The organism is uncultured Mucilaginibacter sp. (genome assembly GCF_913773635.1).
Classification (GTDB): domain Bacteria; phylum Bacteroidota; class Bacteroidia; order Sphingobacteriales; family Sphingobacteriaceae; genus Mucilaginibacter.
In genome coordinates this window covers 22,594-39,319 of the sequence record NZ_CAJYGQ010000002.1, presented here as the reverse complement: position 1 = coordinate 39,319, position 16,726 = coordinate 22,594, and the positions used below count along the sequence as shown (strand labels likewise).

Annotated in this window: 16 protein-coding genes; 7 read left to right on the top strand and 9 right to left on the bottom strand. The window is 40.0% G+C overall.

The window, feature by feature from the left end; genetic code table 11:
• Positions 1 to 212: 212 nt before the first annotated feature.
• Together QZ407_RS01375 and QZ407_RS01370 are read left to right on the top strand one after the other, a co-directional pair.
• Positions 213 to 1,505 carry a DUF2851 family protein gene (locus QZ407_RS01375; RefSeq protein ID WP_295767272.1) on the top strand — a complete coding sequence of 431 codons (1,293 nt, stop codon included), beginning with the start codon at positions 213 to 215 and terminating at the stop codon, positions 1,503 to 1,505.
• Positions 1,502 to 1,723, top strand: coding sequence for a PspC family transcriptional regulator (locus QZ407_RS01370; protein ID WP_157543229.1), 222 nt, complete (start codon positions 1,502 to 1,504; stop codon positions 1,721 to 1,723). Before QZ407_RS01375 ends, QZ407_RS01370 begins: the two co-directional genes overlap by 4 nt.
• A gap of 3 nt (positions 1,724 to 1,726) precedes the next feature.
• Here QZ407_RS01370 and QZ407_RS01365 read toward each other — a convergent pair whose 3' ends face one another.
• The 5 genes from QZ407_RS01365 to QZ407_RS01345 form a co-directional block, all read right to left on the bottom strand.
• Complete coding sequence (locus QZ407_RS01365) at positions 1,727 to 2,083, bottom strand: response regulator (RefSeq protein ID WP_157543228.1); 357 nt, start codon at positions 2,081 to 2,083, stop codon at positions 1,727 to 1,729.
• A gap of 169 nt (positions 2,084 to 2,252) precedes the next feature.
• Entirely contained in the window at positions 2,253 to 2,399 is a 147-nt protein-coding gene (locus QZ407_RS01360; protein ID WP_157543227.1) for a hypothetical protein, read from the bottom strand.
• 156 nt (positions 2,400 to 2,555) lie between these two features.
• Positions 2,556 to 2,918 (bottom strand): response regulator, encoded by a 363-nt coding sequence (locus tag QZ407_RS01355; protein ID WP_295767271.1) that lies wholly within the window; start codon positions 2,916 to 2,918, stop codon positions 2,556 to 2,558.
• Positions 2,919 to 3,047: 129 nt separating this feature from the next.
• Complete coding sequence (locus QZ407_RS01350) at positions 3,048 to 3,749, bottom strand: DUF1345 domain-containing protein (protein ID WP_295767270.1); 702 nt, start codon at positions 3,747 to 3,749, stop codon at positions 3,048 to 3,050.
• Positions 3,750 to 3,870: 121 nt separating this feature from the next.
• Positions 3,871 to 4,728 carry an NAD(P)-dependent oxidoreductase gene (locus tag QZ407_RS01345; protein WP_295767269.1) on the bottom strand — a complete coding sequence of 286 codons (858 nt, stop codon included), beginning with the start codon at positions 4,726 to 4,728 and terminating at the stop codon, positions 3,871 to 3,873.
• A gap of 72 nt (positions 4,729 to 4,800) precedes the next feature.
• Here QZ407_RS01345 and QZ407_RS01340 point away from each other — a divergent pair, with 72 nt between their 5' ends.
• The 4 genes from QZ407_RS01340 (at position 4,801) to argH (ending at position 9,519) form a co-directional block, all read left to right on the top strand.
• Complete coding sequence (locus QZ407_RS01340; protein WP_295767268.1) at positions 4,801 to 5,490, top strand: DUF2490 domain-containing protein; 690 nt, start codon at positions 4,801 to 4,803, stop codon at positions 5,488 to 5,490.
• Between the two features lie 191 nt (positions 5,491 to 5,681).
• Complete coding sequence (locus QZ407_RS01335; protein ID WP_295767267.1) at positions 5,682 to 6,779, top strand: PAS domain S-box protein; 1,098 nt, start codon at positions 5,682 to 5,684, stop codon at positions 6,777 to 6,779.
• 50 nt (positions 6,780 to 6,829) lie between these two features.
• The gene (locus QZ407_RS01330; RefSeq protein WP_295767266.1) at positions 6,830 to 8,140 is read left to right on the top strand and encodes an MFS transporter; all 1,311 of its coding nucleotides are present in this window, start codon (positions 6,830 to 6,832) and stop codon (positions 8,138 to 8,140) included.
• A 44-nt stretch (positions 8,141 to 8,184) separates the two neighbouring features.
• A complete protein-coding gene (gene argH, locus QZ407_RS01325) occupies positions 8,185 to 9,519 on the top strand; it encodes an argininosuccinate lyase (protein ID WP_295767265.1) in 1,335 nt (444 codons plus the stop codon).
• Positions 9,520 to 9,538: 19 nt separating this feature from the next.
• Here the strand turns inward: argH and QZ407_RS01320 are convergent, their stop codons facing one another.
• The 3 genes from QZ407_RS01320 to rlmH form a co-directional block, all read right to left on the bottom strand.
• Positions 9,539 to 10,459: a cation diffusion facilitator family transporter gene (locus QZ407_RS01320; RefSeq protein ID WP_295767264.1), complete on the bottom strand. Its 921-nt coding sequence runs from the start codon at positions 10,457 to 10,459 to the stop codon at positions 9,539 to 9,541.
• Between the two features lie 29 nt (positions 10,460 to 10,488).
• Entirely contained in the window at positions 10,489 to 11,427 is a 939-nt protein-coding gene (locus QZ407_RS01315; RefSeq protein ID WP_295767263.1) for an aspartyl/asparaginyl beta-hydroxylase domain-containing protein, read from the bottom strand.
• A gap of 170 nt (positions 11,428 to 11,597) precedes the next feature.
• Positions 11,598 to 12,071 (bottom strand): 23S rRNA (pseudouridine(1915)-N(3))-methyltransferase RlmH, encoded by a 474-nt coding sequence (gene rlmH / locus QZ407_RS01310; RefSeq protein WP_295767262.1) that lies wholly within the window; start codon positions 12,069 to 12,071, stop codon positions 11,598 to 11,600.
• 70 nt (positions 12,072 to 12,141) lie between these two features.
• Between rlmH and QZ407_RS01305 the strand changes: the two genes are divergently transcribed.
• Positions 12,142 to 13,950 (top strand): DNA mismatch repair protein MutS, encoded by a 1,809-nt coding sequence (locus tag QZ407_RS01305; RefSeq protein WP_295767261.1) that lies wholly within the window; start codon positions 12,142 to 12,144, stop codon positions 13,948 to 13,950.
• A 115-nt stretch (positions 13,951 to 14,065) separates the two neighbouring features.
• Here the strand turns inward: QZ407_RS01305 and QZ407_RS01300 are convergent, their stop codons facing one another.
• Positions 14,066 to 16,612, bottom strand: a complete 2,547-nt coding sequence (locus tag QZ407_RS01300; protein WP_295767260.1) for a TonB-dependent receptor — start codon at positions 16,610 to 16,612, stop codon at positions 14,066 to 14,068.
• Between the last annotated feature and the right edge of the window lie 114 nt (positions 16,613 to 16,726).

Below are 16,726 nucleotides of genomic sequence, written 5' to 3'. Positions count from 1 at the left end.
CTTGGCACCTATAAAAACGCATATTTCATATCGTGCCAAAAGCATTAAGCAAGACAAACAGCGATTAACCTGTGGTTAAGTTTTCCCCAACTTTACTCAACTGCTGGGGAATTGCGATTCCACAGTTTGTATAAGGCGATTGCTAAATTTGCCTGAATTGGCAATGCCACGACATATTTTTAAATATATGACCTAAATACCTATATTGAGCAATGCTTTTCAATGAGGATTTTTTGCATTACATATGGAAGTTTAAGCTTTTTGATATGCGGAATCTTCAAACCGTGAATGGTGAAGTAATTGAAATTGCATCTGCAGGTATACATAATTTTAATTCGGGGGCCGACTTTCAGAATGCAAGGATAAAAATTGGGGATACCACCTGGGCTGGTAATGTGGAGATTCACCTTAATTCATCAGACTGGCACAAGCATAATCACACCCACGACGATGCCTATAATAATGTAATACTTCACGTGGTTAATAAGCACGATGAGGATATATATACAAGTGAAGGCAAACTGCTACCTACATTAGAGCTGGGAAGCCGCATTTCCGAAGCACTCTATTTGCGTTATCATGATTTAGCTTACGGCAAAAAGCAAATAATTCCCTGCGAGGCAAGTATTAGCACAGTGCGACCTGTTACCTTGCAAAACTGGTTCACCCGTATGCTGATTGAACGACTAGAAAAAAAGTCAATTGCGGTAATTGATGCGTTGAAAATTAATAAGGGCAACTGGGAGGAGACCTTTTACCAGTATTTAGCAGCAAATTTTGGCTTTAAAATTAACGCCCTGCCATTTGAGCTGACGGCGAAATCATTGCCTCAAAATATTTTGGGTAAGCATAAAAGCAGTGCTTTGCAGGTTGAAGCACTTATTTTTGGGCAAGCAGGTTTGCTCGAAAATGTATTTGCAGATCAATATCCGAATAAACTTAAAACTGAATACCAGTTTTTGCGATCAAAATATAACCTTAAACCTATTGAAAAGCACCTATGGAAATTTTTACGGCTCAGACCTCAAAACTTTCCAACGTTAAGGTTGGCACAATTTGCTGCATTTGCGCTGGGGTCTAATCAATTGTTTTCCAAAATATTAGATTACGAAGAGGTAAAGGAATTGCGTAAACTTTTTAGTAATATTGTTGTTAACGATTATTGGATAAGTCACTATCGGTTTGATGCGGAGTCAAAAAGCAGTTTGAAAAACTTTGGCGAATCATCAATTGATTTACTTTTACTGAATACTGTTTCGCTGTTTTTATATACCTATGGAAAACATCATAACCAGCAAAAGTATATTGACCGTAGTTTGAAATTATTAGAATCGCTTGCTGTAGAAAGTAACCAGATAGTAAATGATTTTGCAAACCTGGGTATTAAGGTGAAAACTGCGTATGAATCTCAGGCTTTGCTTGAGCTAAAAAACAGTTATTGTAATTACAAAAGGTGCTTGCAGTGTGGTATTGGAAATGAAATATTAAAACTCAATATAACATGATACAAAGAATATTGACTTTTTTTGAGCGTTATTCGTTTGGCGTGTGTACGTATATGGGCGAGCGTTTTAATGTATCAATCGCAAAAATTCGTTTATTTTTTATCTATTCTTCTTTCTTGGCCGTAGGGTTTCCGCTCATTTTTTATTTCTGTGCAGGCATAGTATTAGACATTCGGCATTATATCAAACGTATACGTGCGCGTGCTATGGATTGGTAGTTGTTAACTTGCCAGCTGCAATTCGATATCATCAATAAGAGCATTGATGCCAGCCGATTTAACTTCTTCGTTAACTATATGCGGGTAAGAATAGTTATTGTAGTTTTTGCCTGATATAAACATCAACGGGATGTTTTTTGATGTATCAATTGCCTTTAAAGCGCGGCTCACTACCATGCTATCCATTTCAGTAAGCATGCTATCCATTAATATTAAATCAGGATGGCATTTTGATATCTCACTGAACACCTTATATGAACGGTGTAGTGGACATACATCATAACCCTTACAACCTAATAATAGCGACAAACGGTTTAACTCCATCACGTCTTCATCTATAATCATTATACGCTTTGCCATCAGTAATCAAATGTTGGTTTACATCATCAAAGTGTTCAAATTGCATGCCATAATGTGTCCCCATAGTATTTAAAAGTGGATTTTTGCTTATAAGGTAAATTTTGTTCAAATAAAAAAGGAGTCTATATTTAATATAAACTCCTTCAATCATAGGGTAGATGTTATGTGGTCAGGCAGCTTGTTTGTTGCCCTGGTTGATGCCTTTATTTTTTAGCTGACTTAAACGGTAAGCAGCTAAATCCTGACTTAAAAGTTTCTTTAGTTCAACATCAATTGTTTTTAGCAGAACTTGAGTTTTAGTATTTAATGTTTTCATAAGGCAGTAATTATTAGTTGTAACATACAATGCCAATTATGTGCCAAACAAATGCCTTTACCTAAAAATCCGGTCTGTTATGTAAAATTAGCCCCTAATGTATTTTATAAAATACAAATGCCTGGGTTAAGATGTAGAGAAAGATGTATAAAGCCGTTAATTTTGAGAAGTAAGGTCGGTTACTTTACTAACCAGTTCATCAAGGTCGAACGGTTTTGAAATAACGGCTTCACATTCAAATAACGGATCTTCGTTACGATTGATGTAGGCCGAAAATATGATGACAGGAACTTTACCTAAATGTTCATCGGCTTTAACCTGGCGACAAATATCACCGCCGTTGCCATCGCCTAAGTGGTAATCAAGTATAACTAAATCGGGGTTGTAGTTTTGGGCTACTTGTAAAAAGTTGTTACTGGTAGTGGTGGTACGTACCTCAAAATTTTCATACGAAAGCACTTCGTTCACCACATCGAGTATATCCTCATTGTCATCCAGCACTAATATTCGCTTCAGCATCAATTTAAATTATTAGGGTAAGCAGCGTGCCAATGCAACCTGCTGCGTACAAAGATACGTATATAAGCTACCGATTGGTACATTACATATCCATAGTTGTGTAAAACTATAGAGCGTGATCAACTTCAATCAACGGTTGGATATAAGTTCAGAAGTTATATTGATACTTAACGCAACTATAGCTGTGTTAAATACAAAGGATATAAGACTATGTACCCATACCAGCCTGCGTATTTTGCGCGATGTTATGGCTACATCTGACACCTGAAAGGCAACGCCCAGGTTAAATGAAAAGTAAACGAAATCCAGGTAATCAGGCTCGTCTTCCTGTGGAAAATTTAATCCACCAGCTTGTACTGCATCACCCTGATCGTTATGAGTATCATAATACAAGTGTGCATACCTTAGGGTAAATACAGTGTGAACTAGCCACCATGATATTATTACCGAGCCTATATTTAAAGCGACATGCCCTATTACCTGTGTTTCGGTAGCCTCCTTGGGCGATTTCATAAGGAATATGATTGACAGCAAACTTATAACAGCACCGCTCAATACAAATAAGAATATAAACGTACGGCTCGAGTCCTGAATGGAGGCATATTTACGTACATCTCGCGGGTGAACGCTTAGTATGGTTATCCATTCGGGTATGATAATGCTGAACGCAAATGAAATCCAGGTCATCAATATGGTTTCGGTGACTGGCAGGTTTGATGAAAATATATAGGCCGCTACAGCACTTACTACAATGGCAATTATTAAACGCACGTGGGCATCTAAGTGAGCCGCTAATGTTTTTGTTTTCTGCGTGCTTTTATTTTCAGGCATGAGGAAAGTTTGTGCCTGATAAAGTTAAATAAAAGTCTTTTGTTTTATTGGTGCATGGTGGCTAATAAAACTGAACGAAAAGAAAAGGCAGAGCCTTAAACGTCGGTTCTACCTAATTATACTATTTCTTCAAATGCTGATAAATGGCCATAAGATCTGAATTGCCAAGCCCATCGTTGTTTGCAGCTTTAAAGCTTTCATACAGCGGGGTACTTAAGGGTGAATTTAGTTGCTGTTCTTTGACAAGCCTTAAATCTTTAAACATATGCTTAAGCGCAAACGCAGCAGGGAATTCATTGCTTAAAATTGAGGGAGTTTTCAATTTTGTAATTGCACTGCCTACGGCGCCTTCGTTTATAATATTCAACATATCGGCGGCATCAACGCCGTTATCTGTGGCAAACTGCACAGTTTCGGCCAGTCCTTGTACGGTTAACGCTAAAAAGTAATTAATAGCCAGTTTGGCTGATGCTCCTGTGCCGACTGCGCCCAATAAAACCGACATTTTGCATAAGTTTTTAAATATAGGTTCGGCTCTTTCATAGTCAGACTTTTCGCCTCCGGCTAAAATAATCAAAGTGCCATCTTGTGCAGGTTTCACACTTCCTGATACGGGTGCCTCCAAAAAGGTGGCATCTTTTGAAGTACATAGCTCATTGATGTGTTTTGACGTATCTGGCGACACGGTACTTACGTTGATGAATAAGCGCCCGGAAACATCTCCCGAAAGCAAACCGGTTTCTATAGAAAATATTTCTTTGCAAGCTTCATCATCAGACACCATCACAAATACTACTTCGTTATTGGCGCCCAGTGTTTTTAAATTGGCGGCAGAGGTTGCTCCGGCTTCAACGGCTTCTTGTTCCTTTTCGCGGGTACGGTTAAAAGCTTCAACTGTATAGCCGGCTTTTAATAGATTTTTAACCATGGGTGTACCCATATTACCTAACCCTGTCCAGCCAATTCTTTCTTTATTCATAACAGTAAAATATTTTAATACCCAACAAAGAGACGTGTTATAAGTTTAAACATCAGGCTTTAAAACTCCGGTTTGAAATTTTTAACACTTGTTGTCATCGGTTTTCTCGTTTTTGGAAATTGCATTGCGCAAACTTCTGAAACGCAGGCATGGCTTTTCATTAATCATTCGCAAAAGCTTACTGATAAATTTGATGTGTTGGCTGATGTACAAGTCAGGTCGGCAAATGATATCAAATACCTTAATACAGTGCTATTAAGAAGTGCTTTAAACTTCCATTTTAATAAAAAACATGCAGTTGCTTTAGGTTATGCCTTCAAAGGTGATCGTGAGTTTGATGAAACCGGTGAAGTACGCATTGCAGAGCATCGCGTTTACGAACAGTACCAGCATGACTTTAAGGCGAAACAAACTGAAATGGCACTTCGTTTACGCTTTGAGCAGCGCTGGATTAAGGAAGATGCATACAACTTTTCGCAACGGGGACGAATATTTTACACAGTGCAAATTCCACTTCTTACTGATACAGGATTTACCAAGGGGTTATTTGCAGGCTTACAAAATGAGTTGTTTTTAAACCTGCAAAACAGGAAAGCTGTGAACGGGCGAGTGTTTGACCAAAACAGGACATTTGGGTCACTTGGATACAGGTTAAGTAAAAATGTTGATACTGAACTCGGCTACATGTTTTGGTTTCAGCACGAAAGCGACGGGCCTTACAGGCGTCATATCATCCAATTTGTACTTACAACAAACTTTTAATGAGCATCTTCATCAACTTAAATGGTGTGAATAATTGTTTTACAACCTCCATTGTTAAATACTAAATAATAAAATTGTTTGTTCTATAACTTATGCAAAGCTTAAGCCGTATATTGTTTAAACACCTATTAACCAATTAAGAGTCCACTAAGCTGATTATGCCTTTAAACGGATTGGATAAAATCCGGTCGATGGAAAGATTTCTTGATCTTAAAATCTGCCGCGAAAATGAATTAAAAAACATTGTTACCCTGGCTGCCGAAACTTGCCAGGTTGCAGCTGCATTTTTAGTAATAAGTGTAGAGGGCGAAATAACACAGCATTTTAAGTTCGGTAACGTTGCGGAGCAATTGAATATTGAAGACGTTAGGTTTAATATACCGCTTAAACAAGATAGGATTACCGTAGTTGAAGATTTTGAGCAGCATCCGCAGTTAGCTCATCATCAGTTGGTAAAAAATACTCCTTATATCCGATTTTTCGCCGGCGCGCCATTGGTTACTTATGACGGGCAGCATATAGGCAGCTTGTTTGTTTTAGGTTCTGAAGCAAAAAAACTGTCGGAGCGGCGTAAACGCATGTTGCATTTACTATCAAGGCAAGCGGTAACCATGGTTGAGTTTGAACTTAGCATTGACGTGTTGCGCGAACAATATACAGAAGCTAAAAACTCTGAAAATAAGCTGCGTTCGTTTTTTGAAAGTTCAAAATCGAGCCATTTGCTAATTGGCCGCAACATGGAGATTATCACTTTCAATAAAACATTTTATGATATAGCTTACATGCTGTTTGGTAAACCGGTGCTTGCAGGTGTAAAAGCCACTAAATTTATTTACCCTGCTTACATTGATGATTTTGAAAAAAACGTGCAAACAGCCTTAAGTGGCGAAAGTATTAATCATGAGCGCCAGGTTAAGTTTGAAGGCATTGATCCTATGTGGTTTAAAGTAAGCTATAATCCAACTTATGATAGTGGTGGAAAAATAATTGGTGTATCATTCAATAGTACCGATATAACCCAACGCAAGCAAAGCGAGCAAAAAATATTGGAGCAAAATGAAGCTTTGCGTAAAGTTGCCTTTATGCAATCACATCAATTGCGAAAGCCAGTTGCATCTATTTTGGGGTTAATGAGCTTATTAAAGCTTGAGGAAACAGAGGCCAATTCGGCTATTTTGAACATGATGGAACAAGCGGTTAATGAGCTTGACCTTACCGTGCGTAATATTGTAAAAGCTACCGAAACACGTACAGATTTTGACCCATTACCCGAAAATTTAAGTATTTAATATTGCCATAAGTTTACGCCTGTTTGGTATGTTTAACGGCACAATCAAAAATGATGGATAATAACAACCAGCACAGGCAACCACTTTCGGTAATTCAGCGTTTAAAGTCAATTGTAGGTGGCTCACTTGGCAATTTGGTTGAGTGGTACGACTGGTATGTGTATTCCGCATTTTCATTATACTTTTCATCTTCGTTTTTTCCTGAAAGTGATGATACGGCGCAGTTGCTTAATACTGCCGGCATATTTGCCATAGGTTTTTTAATGCGCCCGGTTGGTGGCTGGCTAATGGGCACCTATGCCGACAGGCACGGCAGGAAGAAAGCTTTAACCGCGTCCATTTTGTTGATGAGCCTTGGCTCGTTGATAATTACGTTTGTGCCGGGCTACAAGCAAATTGGTATTGCTGCTCCAATACTGCTGGTGATGGCCCGCATAATACAAGGCCTTAGTGTGGGCGGCGAGTATGGTACCAGTGCAACATATTTGAGCGAAATGGCTGCCAAGCATAATCGTGGCTTTTACTCAAGTTTTCAGTATGTAACGCTAATAATGGGGCAGTTACTTGCCTTGGCGGTACTGGTACTCTTACAGCAATATTTTTTAACCGATGAACAGCTGCATAGCTGGGGCTGGCGTATACCGTTTGGCATAGGTGCAGTTTTGGCTATTACAGTAATGTACCTGCGCAAAAGTTTGCATGAGTCAACCTCGTTTAGTGATAATGATACAGCTAAGCAACGCGGTACCATCAGCGCGTTAATGCAACACCCGAGGGCGGTTGCTACGGTTGTTGGGCTTACATTGGGTGGTACGGTTGCCTTTTATACGTTTACAACCTACATGCAAAAGTTTTTGGTTAACACCGCCGGGTTTTCAAAAACACAGGCAACAGGTATTTCAACCTGCACCTTGCTTGCCTTTATGTTACTGCAGCCTGCTTTCGGAGCACTGTCAGACAAAATTGGCCGTAAACCCTTGCTCATAGCTTTTGGCGTATTAGGCACATTATGCACACTGCCGGTTTTGAACAGTTTAAGTACTACAAATAATACTGTTACAGCCTTTGTCCTCATCATGGTTGCATTAATTATTGTGAGCGGATACACATCCATAAATGCCGTGGTAAAGGCTGAGTTGTTTCCGGCGGAGGTAAGGGCTTTGGGCGTAGGTTTTCCTTATGCAATAGCAGTTTCTATTTTTGGCGGTACTGCCGAGTACATTGCCTTGTGGTTTAAGCAAGCCGGGCATGCAACATGGTTTTACTGGTACGTTACGGCTTGTATTGGCATTTCACTGCTGATATACCTGTTTATGAAAGATACGCATAAACACTCAAAAATTGAGGAGCATCATGCTTAGCATTCTTGCTTTTACCTCTACATAAAAATATACATCTTTGCAGCATGAGTAAGCTGTGGCAAAAAACTACCAATGTTAATGAGCTGGTTGAAAACTTTACAGTTGGACGCGACCGTGAGTTTGACCGCCAAATGGCTGCATTTGATGTGTTGGGCTCGTTAGCCCATACAAAAATGCTGCAAACCATTGGCCTGATGGGTGAAGATGATTTAGCGTTGGTACAAGCCGAGCTTAAAAGCATTTACCGTGAGATACAGGACAACGACTTTGAGATTGAACAGGGCGTAGAAGATGTACATTCACAGGTAGAATTGTTGCTTACCCGCCGTATTGGCGAGGCCGGCAAAAAGATTCATAGTGGCCGCTCACGTAACGACCAGGTTTTGGTTGATTTGAAATTGTTTTTCAGGAGCGAGTTGCAGCAGGTAGTAGAGGAAGTTGAACAGCTTTTTAATTTGCTTATTACCTTGAGCAATAAACACAAGGATGTACTATTACCGGGCTATACGCACTTGCAGGTAGCTATGCCGTCGTCATTTGGATTATGGTTTGGTGCTTATGCCGAGAGCCTGGCAGATGATTTAGAGCTTGTTTTAGCTGCTTACAAAATCACTAACAAGAATCCTTTAGGTTCAGCAGCCGGTTACGGCTCTTCGTTTCCGCTTAACCGCACTCTAACAACGCAATTATTGGGTTTTGATGCCTTGAATTATAATGTAGTTTATGCACAAATGGGTAGGGGTAAAACCGAGCGTATAATAGCACAAGCACTATCGGCAGTGGCGGCAACCTTGGCGCGTATGGCAATGGATCAAACTTTGTACCTGAGCCAGAATTTTGCATTTGTAAGCTATCCCGAAAATTTAACAACGGGAAGCAGCATTATGCCGCACAAGAAAAACCCCGACGTTTGGGAAATTATGCGTGGAAAATGTAACCGCTTGCAAGCCTTACCTAATGATGTGGCTATGATGACAACCAACCTGCCATCAGGCTATCACCGTGAGATGCAGTTGCTTAAAGAGCTGTTATTCCCTGCCTTTGCCGAGCTAAAGAGCTGTTTACATATGGCCAACTTTATGTTGCAGCATATAGAGGTAAAATCAAATATTTTAGATGATGCCCGATATGCATACCTCTTTAGTGTTGAAGAGGTTAACCGCCAGGTTTTAAATGGTGTGCCTTTCCGTGATGCTTACAAACAGGTTGGCTTGGCTATTGAACAAGGAAACTTTAACCCCGATAAAGCGATAAGCCACACACACGAGGGTAGTATTGGTAACTTAGGTAATCCGCAAATTGAAGCCGCTATGCAGGCAGTGCTGGCTCAATTTAAGTTTGAAAAGACAGCAAGCGCGGTTGAACAACTGGTTATGTAAGGTTTACAGACTTAAGCTGTTAAATGTTGCAATCTTTCGCCTGGCAATGGTCGCCGTCAAACTCAGGCTCAAACGTGCTGTGTTGAATATCAAGATGAGACAGGCGGTGGCGTAAGTCGTTTTTAATTTGATTAAAGTTTGCGGTTTTTCCGGCTTCAATAACTATGTGGGCGGTTAATGCATTTTCGGTAGTGCTTAGTGCCCACACATGCATATGGTGTATTTCTTTAACACCCTCGGCTTTTAACAGCTCATTTTTAATCGCACCCAGTTCAATTTGCTTGGGCACACCGTCAATTTCCAAACGTAGGCTATCAACCAGTAATCCCCATGTACCTGCAAGTATAACCACTACTATAATAATGCTCACCACGCTGTCAATCCAATACCAGCCCGTAAAATAAATGGCTAAGCCCGACATTACTACGCCTAATGATACCAGTGCATCAACCGCCATGTGCATATAGGCACCCTTTACGTTAAGGTCTTTCTCCTTGTCTTTCATAAAAAGCCATGCAGTTACACCGTTCACCGCAATACCGGCAAAGGCTACCCAGGCTACTGTTATGCCGGGTATAGGTTGCGGTTGCCCAATTCTCAATATTGCCTCATAAGCTATAACGCCTACTGCAGCAACAAGCAAAACTGCGTTAAGTAATGATACCAGTATGGTAGACCGTTTGTACCCATAGGTATAAACATTATTGGCGCGCATTTTTGATAGCTTAAAGGCCAGCAATGCAAGTATTAAGCTGGCTACATCACTTAAATTGTGACCTGCATCCGTAAGCAGCGATAACGAGCCTTTGGCAAAGCCCACACCAGCTTCAATGACTACAAATGCAGAATTAAGAAGGATGCCTATGATGAAGGCCTTGTTTAAATGATCGAGCTTTGGAGCGTGATCATGATGGTGATGATGTGAATGATCGTGCCCCATAAGCAAACTTCCCCTTTGTGTTTTTGGCGTTATAATAAATGCCTGAAAAATAAGGCATACAATATAGCAGCAAACAGGATGTACTTAACTACATAATACAAACGCTCATTATACGCTTTCAGGCGTTTGCCAACCAGCCTTATAGAATACACATACTTAAAGGCTTTGTTGATGTTTCCTGTTTTATCATCGCCCATATTTGGAGATGATGCTGATGCCATAACAAACCAACCAAAGAAGTTGTTCCAGGCGCGGCCAAAAATGGTTTTCACAGGGCGCTCAACATCACAAAATAAAATCAAACGGTCAATGTTGGTTTGATTCTCGGCATGATGAATGTAAGTTTCATCAAACAGCACATCGTCGCCGTCTTTCCAGGCGTAGCTTTGTCCATCTACAACAATGTGGCATTGTTCAGAGTTAGGAGTGATTAATCCTAAATGATACCTCAACGAGCCTGCATAGGGGTCGCGGTGTTGCATAAGCTGGCTGCCGGCAGGCAACACCGCAAACATTGCAGCTTTGATATTGGGTGTATTTTTAAGTAGTTCAACTGTTTTAGGGCAATACTTCTTTGCCGATGGGTGGAAATCTCCGTACCATTTAAGATAAAAGCGTTTCCATCCGCGCCTGAAGAAGGAGTTAAACCCGGCATCATTAAAAGTATCAGATCCCTTAATAAGTTCTTCTCTTTCTAAGAGTATGGCTTCATCTCGTATGGTTTGCCAATTCTCTTTTAAAACGGATAGTTGAGGAAAGTGCGCTGTGCTTATGTAAGGGCGGTTCTCAACTTCAGATAAGGCATACATAGGCACATTGATAGGTGCCATGAAGGTTGAATGATCAGCAAATTGCCTGAAAAATTTGTACCTCACCCGGCCACGGTAATGCACAATTACAGTAGCAATGATAAACGAGAAAAGTATGAAAAACTTAAATGTGAAAAGTTCAGTAATGATTGAATCCATAAGGAGAGATTGATAATGCGTCAAAAGTATTTTATAGTATCATTCAATACAATAAATCTTGCCTCAACCTGCAAAAAATTACATAGTAATTAACATTGTTCGGCATCATTAATCTCTTTTATACACTTACCTTAAATACAGTTTAAAGGCATAAAAAGCCGGATAAATTATTATTGATGATGATATGGCTCGCCTTTAATAATGCTGAACGCACGATACAGTTGCTCAACAAAAAACAGCCTTACCATTTGATGCGAAAACGTCATGCGTGAAAGCGCCAACTGCGCATTTGCCCGCTGGTAAACGGTGGCATCAAAGCCGTAAGGCCCGCCAATTATAAATACTAACGATTGTGTTGAACCAATAGCTTTCTTGTCTATATATTCGGCAAATTGTACCGAACTGAATTCCAAGCCTTTTTCATCAAGCAAAACCACGTGGTCGGTTGTGGATAATTTTTTTAATATAAGTTCGGCTTCTTTTGTCTTTTGCTGCTCTTGAGTAAGTGCTTTGGTGTTTTTGAGTTCAGGGAGGTCAACAATTTCAAGTTTAGTATAGTGTTTAAGGCGTTTAACAAACTTTTCAATTCCATCCTTAATGTAGGCGTCCTCAGTTTTGCCAACGGTAAGCAGAACAATTTTCATTTTGCAAATAAACAGCTTAAAAACGTCAGCTACCAAAAAATGGTTTACTTTGCCAAAACTATATCACAATATGAGTTCGACTATACAAGACGATTACAGGCAAAATATTGAGCATGCAACGGCTCAAATTCAATACTTTAAAAATAAAGTAAATGTGTTTTCCGTAATGCGTTTAATTGTATTTGCCTTGTTGCTATTATTGATTTATTGGAGCGTTAAGCTTGATAGTTTTGCGGTGTTTGCTGCTGGCGCTATAGTGTCAGGAATTGCATTTAATTGGTTAGTTGCAAAGCAGGCGTACTTTGAAAAATGCCGTTTATATTTTGAAAACTTTAAGGCAGTAAACCAAAATGAGTTGGAGAGTATAGATAGCTACGGTAACATATATCCTGACGGCAGCAAGTTTAATGACGATAAGCACTATTACACCAGTGATCTTGATATTTTTGGTCGTGCATCACTCTACAAGCTCATTAACCGTACAGCAACTGTAGCCGGGCAAGAAAAGTTAGCCGGTTGGCTTAAGGCTCCGGCTACTAAAACTGTTATTTTAAACAGGCAGCAAGCGGTACAGGAAATAAGTTCTAAAAACCATTTGAAGCTCAAACTTCAAGCAAAGTTATTATTTGCCCTAAAGCATAATAGTAATGAGCTGCAACAGCTTTTTAAGTATTTAGATAAACCTTTAAATATACCCGGAGAAGGAAGGTTAAAAACGTATGTAAAAGTTGTTGCCTGGGTAATGTTGGCCGCAATAGCAGCTTCATTTTTTTACCCGGAAGCTAAGTATGTTGCCATAGTAATTGGTTTGTTTAATTTCTTTTTGACCGGAATTTATAATAAGCACACCGAACAAACGGACCTTATTGCCGGTAAAATTGGGAGCACGCTCAATAGCTACTCTGATGTATTTGATAGTATTGAAAAGGAGGAATGGAGTACAGCGTATAACAAGAATCTGGCAGACAATGTTAAGCGTAATAACAACAAGAGTATATCAGTAGTTACACGCCAGCTCTCAAACCTGATCAACAGCCTTAATAACCGTAATAATTTGCTGGTTGGCTTTTTTTTAAATGTAATAGCCCTTTGGAACATTAGGTACGTTATAGCAATAGAGGATTGGAAACGTAATAACCATGAGAACATTGAAAGCGCATTTGATGTAGTTGCCGACTTTGAAGCGCTCATAAGCATTTCATCATTACATATCAATTACCCTGAGTGGTGTATGCCTGCCATTGCCAACGGCGATGAATTTACCCTGGTTGCAAACAACGTTGCGCACCCGCTTATAAAAGAAGGCGTAAGAGTACCTAACAGCTACGAACTGATTAATACCCGCAAGGTTGATATAATTACCGGCTCAAATATGGCGGGTAAAAGCACATTTTTGCGTACGCTGGGCATTAATACCGTACTGGCATTAGCAGGTGCACCGGTTTGTGCTGATGTTATGGAGGTGTCGGTTGTACAGTTATTTAGCTATATGCGTATCAAAGACTCGCTTAACGAAAGCACATCAACCTTCAAGGCTGAGCTGGACCGTTTGCAAATGTTGCTGGAAGCAGTAAAGCAACAACCAAACATCCTGTTTTTAATTGATGAAATGTTGCGCGGTACTAATTCTGTTGATAAGTACCTCGGCTCAAAAGCGGTAATTGAAAAACTCATCAGCAGCAATGGAGTAGGCCTGGTTGCTACTCATGATTTGCAGTTAGCCCAGCTCGAACAAGCCTATCCAACCTATGTACGTAACTTTTATTTCGACATACAAGTAATTAATGGTGAAATGCTGTTTGACTACAAACTTAAACCCGGCGAATGTAAAACCTTCAACGCCTCGTTGTTGCTGGAGAGGATTGGTATATTCAGTTAGTAGAGACAAGAGACAAGAGCAAATAAACTTATAAAAAAAACTCCGGTCAACCTGACCGGAGTTTTTTATTGAGTGAGCTTTCGTCTTAGCTCTTGGTTCTTGTCTCTAAAAAGGATTATCTCGGACCGCCACCTTGGCCGCCGCCGCCGCCCATGCCGCCTTGGTCTCCGCCTTGCATTAAGTCGTCGTTTTTAACGCCTTTTTTCTTCTGTTGACCATAGGTTAACTTACCGAAGTTGTAAGTGAACGATATGCCAAACGATTGTAGGGGATAACGAATTTTAGTAGTTTGATTTATTGTAGGTGAATTTACTTTAGAATCAAGTTTTAAATAAGTTTGGAACGGAGATAAGGCGTTCAAACCTAAAGTGAATTTTTTAGCAATCAATTCTTTTTTCACACCAAAACCAAATAAGTTGAAGGCCGGATTTTGACCTTGTATAGTACGGCGTGGTGAGTTAAATACACCAAAGAACTCTGCAGTCCAGGTTTTAGTTATGGTAGCAGAAGCACTCAGGAATGCATTGTAGTTAAAGTAGGTTTTAATTTCGCCCTGGTTTGCCGATTGATTTTGGTTAACCGTTGGCCTGTATGTAAAGGCATTAACACTACCACGAATAGTTAACGGTTTCCATGGAGTTATTGAGCCAAAGAAACTTGCACCAAATGATTTATTTGTACCAATGTTTTGGAAAGTAGTACGGCTGGTTAATCCTCTTGGATTGTTATCACCTGCCAGCTCCGGATCTTCAACAGTTGCGTTGATTCCCTCAATAAGGTTGTTGGTGTATTTGTAGTAGGTAGATAAGTTAATAACCGATGAACCTATGAAGGTATTGTAACCTAACTCTACCGTTTGAGTAATCTCCGGAGATAAGGTAGGATTACCCTCGGTTTGGCTTTGGTTATTGGCCTTATTGATGAACGGGTTAAGGTATTGTAAGCTTGGGCGTTGTATACGTTTGTTATAACTCAATTTGTAAGTTTGAGTACCTTTTACTGTTTTAGATAAAATAAAACTTGGTACAAACGTAGTGTAGTTTTGCGTAAACGGCTGCAAGTTAGTTTGCGTAGAGTTGCTTGGCACACCCTCAATTACCGTGTTTTCTACACGTGCACCGGCTTGTAACGAGTAGTTTTTAGGCAGTGTAAAGGTTAACACAGTGTAACCTGCGTAAACGTTTTGACTGTAATCATACTTGTTTGATGCACGATTACTAAGTGTAAACGGACCAGTATTAGTTACATTTCCGCTTGCATCAAATTGTTGATATACATCATAATTACTGCTAATATCTCTGAAAATTGATTTACCACCAGCTTCCAGTTTGAAAGATTTAGTTACCGGTAAAGCGTAATCAACCTGGGCTGTGTATTCGTCATTTACACCATCATTGTTGCCAATTTGGTTAGGGAAATCATTGGGATCAACGTTAAAGTAATAAGCGTTATAGTCAGACCCAAGTTTACTATGACTCCATTGACCGGCAACAGTTAATTCTTCACCCTCTTTTTTAAACTTGCGGGTGTAATCGGCATTCCAGTCAAAACCACTGAATTTTACTTTGTTATAATTGGTACTAGTATACTTTCTTAAGTCAAAAGCATTGTCGCCCGAGCCATCAGTTTGAAAACCTCCGCCATTAACACGAAATGTAGTGCTAAGACTGTTGTAATTATTTACATCATAGCCTGCAGTTACAGAACCTATAGTACCATAGCGTTTAGTTTCAGCGCGTGAGCTTTGTACAACAGTGTTAGTGCGGCCATTGAGGTCGCGAACGCTGTTCAAATCAAACAGTGAAGTTTGTGGCCATGCAAAGTTGCTGCCTATGTTACCTGTTAAGCTAAAGCGGTTTTGCTTGTAGTTTAGGTTGGCGTTACCGTTATTTTGACGGGTACCTATACCGCCGCTTACCGAACCGCTTAAGCCCGATACGTCTTTAGTTTTGGTAATAATATTGATGATACCACCTGAACCCTCGGCATCATATTTAGCCGATGGAGAGGTGATTACTTCAATGCTCTTAATCTGATCGGCAGGAATGGTGCGCAATACGTCAGCCAAACTGGTTGATAGTGCACCTGACGGTTTTCCGTTAATTAAAACACGTACGTTTTGATCGCCGCGTAATGATGGTTTGCCATCTAAGTCAACTGATACCAATGGCACTTTACGCAACACATCGGTAGCGTTGCCACCTGCCGAGGTAATATCTTTTTCGGCGTTGTAAACAATCTTATCAATTTTGTTCTCAATTACCGGAGCCTGGCCGGTTACGGTAACGGCGCCCAGCGTTTTTGCGCCCGGCGAAACAATAATGTTACCCATGTTAATATCAGGTTTACCAGGGGTGGTTTCAACCGGATCAATAAACTTGGTTGGGTAGCCAATAAAGGTTACCGCCACTTTGTATTTGCCCGGAGCAATGTTGTTAAGTTTAAATGTTCCTTTATCATCTGTTAACGTACCATTTAATACCGCTTTGCCGCCGCTGCGGTAAAGGCTGATGGTAGCGTAATCTAAAGGTTTTTTGGAGAGTGAGTCAATCACAGTACCTGATATACGGCCGGTTATACCCGAACTGCCTGCACCAGGAATTTGTGCTTTAGCACACACAAAGGAGGTCAGTAATGCAATGAGTGTAAAAAAACGTTTCATTTATAATGATTTTGGTATTAAGAGTTGATTAGAATTGATTTGTTACAGCAGTAATCAGTCTTTTTTTGAAATAGATAAGCTGTGTGGCTATTGTATCACCAATGTTGCAAATGC

Bases quoted from the DNA above. Each gene is read 5' to 3' on its own strand.
- QZ407_RS01315 (WP_295767263.1), bottom strand. From the start codon at position 11,427: ATGGATTCAATCATTACTGAACTTTTCACATTTAAGTTTTTCATACTT.
- QZ407_RS01335 (WP_295767267.1), top strand. From the start codon at position 5,682: ATGGAAAGATTTCTTGATCTTAAAATCTGCCGCGAAAATGAATTAAAA.
- QZ407_RS01330 (WP_295767266.1), top strand. From the start codon at position 6,830: ATGATGGATAATAACAACCAGCACAGGCAACCACTTTCGGTAATTCAG.
- QZ407_RS01360 (WP_157543227.1), bottom strand. From the start codon at position 2,399: ATGAAAACATTAAATACTAAAACTCAAGTTCTGCTAAAAACAATTGAT.
- rlmH (WP_295767262.1), bottom strand. From the start codon at position 12,071: ATGAAAATTGTTCTGCTTACCGTTGGCAAAACTGAGGACGCCTACATT.
- QZ407_RS01305 (WP_295767261.1), top strand. From the start codon at position 12,142: ATGAGTTCGACTATACAAGACGATTACAGGCAAAATATTGAGCATGCA.
- QZ407_RS01375 (WP_295767272.1), top strand. From the start codon at position 213: ATGCTTTTCAATGAGGATTTTTTGCATTACATATGGAAGTTTAAGCTT.
- argH (WP_295767265.1), top strand. From the start codon at position 8,185: ATGAGTAAGCTGTGGCAAAAAACTACCAATGTTAATGAGCTGGTTGAA.
- QZ407_RS01345 (WP_295767269.1), bottom strand. From the start codon at position 4,728: ATGAATAAAGAAAGAATTGGCTGGACAGGGTTAGGTAATATGGGTACA.
- QZ407_RS01370 (WP_157543229.1), top strand. From the start codon at position 1,502: ATGATACAAAGAATATTGACTTTTTTTGAGCGTTATTCGTTTGGCGTG.
- QZ407_RS01300 (WP_295767260.1), bottom strand. From the start codon at position 16,612: ATGAAACGTTTTTTTACACTCATTGCATTACTGACCTCCTTTGTGTGT.
- QZ407_RS01365 (WP_157543228.1), bottom strand. From the start codon at position 2,083: ATGGCAAAGCGTATAATGATTATAGATGAAGACGTGATGGAGTTAAAC.
- QZ407_RS01350 (WP_295767270.1), bottom strand. From the start codon at position 3,749: ATGCCTGAAAATAAAAGCACGCAGAAAACAAAAACATTAGCGGCTCAC.
- QZ407_RS01320 (WP_295767264.1), bottom strand. From the start codon at position 10,459: ATGGGGCACGATCATTCACATCATCACCATCATGATCACGCTCCAAAG.
- QZ407_RS01355 (WP_295767271.1), bottom strand. From the start codon at position 2,918: ATGCTGAAGCGAATATTAGTGCTGGATGACAATGAGGATATACTCGAT.